This is a genomic window from Candidatus Acidiferrales bacterium, assembly GCA_036514995.1.
Classification (GTDB): domain Bacteria; phylum Acidobacteriota; class Terriglobia; order Acidiferrales; family DATBWB01; genus DATBWB01.
In genome coordinates, this window is sequence record DATBWB010000139.1 from 1 (window position 1) to 4,417 (window position 4,417).

Annotated in this window: 3 protein-coding genes; 2 read left to right on the forward strand and 1 reads right to left on the reverse strand. The window is 60.4% G+C overall.

Going from position 1 to position 4,417, the window contains the following annotated elements; genetic code table 11:
* Positions 1-407: 407 nt before the first annotated feature.
* Both VIH17_09590 and VIH17_09595 read left to right on the forward strand, forming a co-directional pair.
* Complete coding sequence (locus VIH17_09590) at positions 408-1,394, forward strand: BON domain-containing protein (GenBank protein HEY4683485.1); 987 nt, start codon at positions 408-410, stop codon at positions 1,392-1,394.
* Between the two features lie 233 nt (positions 1,395-1,627).
* The gene (locus VIH17_09595; protein HEY4683486.1) at positions 1,628-2,050 is read left to right on the forward strand and encodes a hypothetical protein; all 423 of its coding nucleotides are present in this window, start codon (positions 1,628-1,630) and stop codon (positions 2,048-2,050) included.
* 177 nt (positions 2,051-2,227) lie between these two features.
* Here VIH17_09595 and VIH17_09600 read toward each other — a convergent pair whose 3' ends face one another.
* On the reverse strand, positions 2,228-4,243 hold the full coding sequence (locus VIH17_09600) for a TonB family protein (protein ID HEY4683487.1): 2,016 nt from the start codon (positions 4,241-4,243) through the stop codon (positions 2,228-2,230).
* Between the last annotated feature and the right edge of the window lie 174 nt (positions 4,244-4,417).

Below are 4,417 nucleotides of genomic sequence, written 5' to 3' on the forward strand. Positions count from 1 at the left end.
GCCGCGCCGCAAACTGTAGCTGGTTACTCGATAAAATCGGTCCCGCCGCGGCGGGCCCGGCACGATTTCCGCTTCTGGAAAGCCATGCAGGAAAAGTACTCCGCGTCCCCGCCCGGGCTGCCTCACCACCAACTCACCGTCATCATCCGGGCCCCCCGACCCAATCGGGGCGCACCCCGTCCGCAGCGCACCCCCCAAAAAGCGCGAAAAAAACCGCGCTCGCTGGACACAAACAGCCGCACCCGGAGTTTATCCCGATTCAATCGGGACTATGCAAAACAACCTCGGGGCTCGGGATGACAGGTGAGATCAATACCCGCTATTTTCAGAGCAGGCACATTGGCCGTTCTCGGGCTGGCAACGGCTGGCCTTCTTTCGGCATCTTGAATAGAGAGTGGAGGGTTTCCATGCGCAAACAGTTGGCGTTACTTCTGGTCGTTGTGGTAGCCGTCGGAATTCTCTTTGCTGCATGCACTAAAGCCAAGCCCGATTCGCAGATTGCTACCGAAGTCAAAGCTCAGCTCTTTTCGGATCGCGACTTGAAAAGCCGTGACATTTTGGTCAGCTCGCAAAATGGTGAGGTCACTCTGCTCGGCAAGGTCCAATCACCCGAAGAGAAGCTTCGGGCCATGGAGCTCGCCAGACAGGTCGCCGGCGTGGCTCGGATCAACGACGAACTTCAAATCGAGCCGCCACCGCAGGTCACCACCGCTGCGGCGGTCGAGCCGCCCCGGGTCGTGGAGGAGCCGAAGCCCGTAGCTCGCTCTCGACGCCCACGCCGGCCAGCCCCAGCTCCAGCGCCTTTCGCAACTGCCCCTCCGGCCCCCGCGTCGGCGCCAGGTCTGGCCGAGCCGGTTCGTCCTCACGCTCAACAATTCACCGTCAACCCCGGGACCATCATTACCGTGCGCCTGATCGATTCGATCGATACCACTCGCAACCGACCGGGCGACATCTTTCACGCGAGCTTGGACGCTCCCCTTGTTTCTGGCGACCAAGTCGTGGTGCCCAGGGGTGCTGAAGTCATCGGGAGGTTGGTACAGGTTAAGTCCGCCGGTCGCATCTCTGGCCGTTCGGAAATTTCACTGGAGTTAACCCAGATCACCGTAGCCGGGAAACATTACCCGCTCCAAACTGCTACCATGGAAGAACAGGGTGCTTCACGCGGTAAGCGAAGTGCGGCCGTGATTGGCGGCGGCGCCGGCCTCGGAGCCTTGATTGGTGCCGTGGCCGGAGGTGGCAAAGGGGCCGCCATCGGCGCCGGTGTCGGCGCCGCGACCGGAACGGTGGCTCAAGGCGTAACCAAGGGCCAGCAAATCCGCCTGCCCTCGGAAACCCGGCTCGACTTTCGGCTCTTGGAGCCGCTTACCCTCACGCTGGTTGCCGACCGGTAGGCAATCTCTTTAAGCCGCTAGCGGGGAGATAGCAATCCCGTCTCCCCCTTTCTTATTTTGGGTCCGCAGTCCTCTCGCCCGCTTTGTCCCGCGTTGACGGATGCTCCTTGATGTCGCTTCATCAGCAGGGGTCTTGACGTGTCGGGCAAATCCGACTAGGCTCACCCCGGGTTTCCATTCGGGCGTCCTTTCCTGAGAGCGCAAGAGGCTAAAGAATCCCTGGAGGTGTGTCGATGGGAAAAATCAACTGGGGACGAGTGATCCTGGGAGGTCTTCTGGCCGGCGTGGTGATCAACATCGTTGAGTATGTCGTGCACGGTAAGATGTTGGAGGGGGACTGGAATGCTGCACTTACTGCTCTCAATCGCCCCGCCATATCCGGCAGCGCGGTGGCATGGTTCGTGTTTTCTGGGTTCCTCGTCGGAATCGGGATGGTCTGGCTCTATGCGGCGATTCGACCACGCTACGGTGCCGGTCCTCGAACGGCCATCTGCGCCGGTATCGCCGCCTGGTTTTTCGTCGTCCTTGTATATGTGATCGGCCAATATCCGCTCCACCTCTGGCCTACTCGTTTGCTTGCGATTGGGGCGGTGGTCGGTTTCTTTGAGTATGCCGTCGCTGGCTTGGCCGGTGGTTGGGCTTACAAAGAAAGCTGATTCGCCGCCCGATGCTCGTGGGCCCGACATGACCAAGGCGCGCTGGCGCACGCCTCGATGGCCAGCACGTCGCAACAGCTCCGTAGCGCCGCCATCCTGGCGGCCTCAGAGGCAGATGGCCGGCTGGAAGCCGGCGCTACACGACGGCTACACGTCAGCTTATTTGTGCAGAGCTCTTTAGTTTTGCCTGCCGCGAAAAACGAAGCGGATCGCTTGGGTGGATGCGACCGGCCGGCCATTCTGCGTCGCCGGAGAAAAAATCCACTGTTTGACTGCCTGGCTGGCGGCCTGACCAAAACCGTAGTTGTCCTTCCGTAGCGCGTGCGCCTCAGTAACCTTTCCGGTGGGATCGATCGTCGCTACCACCACAACCTCGTAGCTTCCGTGGTATAGCTTTGCCGAAAGGGGAAGAGCCGGATCAGTGCGCTTGATGGCCTTCGCCTCTACTTGGACTGGAGGGACGAGTTCCGGAAGGCTGGGCGCAGTGACAACCGCTTCTGGCATGGTTGGCATCCCGCCTGTCAAAGGGAGCGCCGTTTCCGGCATTCCAGGTGTCCTGCTGCCCTGGTTTCCCGGCGGCATGCGCAACTTGAACTTTTCCAGACTCTCGACTACGACCGTCGCCTTTGGAGTAGAGTCGGCAGGCTCGGATTCTCGACTCGTCAGGACCGGTTGGCCGTCCTCCTTGGTAGCGCCCGCCTGAGTCGGCTGAGACACCTTGGTCGGCTTTACTGGAGCTGGGCTGGTTTGCGGAGGCGTCTCGGCAGGTGTTGGAACAGTGCTGCTTTCTTCTCCTCCCCTCGGAATTGCGCTCAAGCCTGTCAAAGGTGTTGCCGGCCTCGGACGGCTGACCTCTAGGGAAGAAGCCGGTGGAGTGGGTGCTGCCAGTGCCACTGTTGGCGGCTTGGGCACGTAAAGACGAGAATAGCCGTACCATCCCACCAGAGCGAGCGCAACCACGCCCGCAGCCGCTGCGCCTGCCAAACGTCCGTGTGCTTTTTGGGGTGTTAGCCTTTCCGCCGCCCCTTTCGCCAACACGGCTGTGTAGGAAGTTGGCTTCGTCACCCGCGGGGCCGTTGTTGGAGCGGAACTCGCTTTCTGCGCGGGCTTCTCAGCGCCGGCCGCACCGGTTTGTCGGGGTTTCGCCACATCAGCATGGGTCACTCTTGCCCCTGCTACCTCCGTTACGGGGAGTTCCTTCTCTGCATCGGCAGCCACTAGCGTCGTGACGCTCGCCCCGATAAAATCGGGGCTCGCGTGCGCAACAGTTGGTTTCACCTCCTCGCTTGTCGGGGCAGTCGGCTTTGCCGCTTCCGTTGCCAGAGGCGTTTCGACCGCGCCGGGGTGAGGAGTCGGCGGTGGCGGTTCCGATGAGATCGCTGGCGGCGTGGGTAATGCCGGGGGAAGCTCGACTTTCCCGAAAGGGCGGGATCGCGGTATTTCCGTGTGCCCCATTCCGGGTATCGTGCCTGTCGGCTCCACAAGAGTTGCCCGGCGTTCGCTTCGAATGGTTCCTTCCCTCGGTGGCAAAACGATCAGTGAATGGAAGAATGTCCTCAGGCCGTGAATCGCTCGATGGAGCTGTTCCAACGTGAATGGCTTCCTGATCGAGGCACACGCGCCGGAGAGTATCAGCAGCTCGGAGTCCACCTCTTGGTTTTCTTGGATCCACAAAACGGGGGTGAGTTTCTCGCCGACCAGATTTTGACAGAGTGCGAAGGCCGTCTTGAGTCCCATCCGGCTGGTGACCAGCGTCAGTTCATGTTGGAAGGACTTCGCCAGCTCCCAACCAGCGTTGACTCCCAGGGCCACATCCACTTCGTAGCCTTTGGTCGTCAGGTATTTCTCCAAAGCGTCGGCTGCCTGAACATCCGGATGAATCACGAGCACAGACATCTTGTCATCCGGCTGTTTGTTGCGGGCCCATTGCGGAAAAGCGGCGTAAGCGTTCAGCCGAAGCGCCGCTGTCAAATCTCGTTTGCTAAATTCCAAATCAACTAGCTCGCCGCTTTGGTTCTTGACCGTGGCATTGGCCTGGAACTCAAACTCTTCGCTTAGCGGCAGTCGGAAGCGCAATTCCCGGTTGGGCACCAGAGTCTCGTCGATTCGTGCCACTGCTCCCCGCGCGCTGATGCAAAGCACCGTCAAAGGCCGAAAGTCTTCGCTGTAAAGGTAGGCCCACTTGCCGGGCAAGGACACCTCGCGTCGAAAATAGCCCTGCTCGGAAGTCTTTGAATCGAACGAACTACTCGTCCCCATATCGGACGAGTACCACCTGCCGTTGCGCCTAGCAATGGTACTTAGGTACCACGCACGGCGGGAAAAGCACCCTCGGCCTGTGAGTTAGGTGACTGGAACGAACGTACC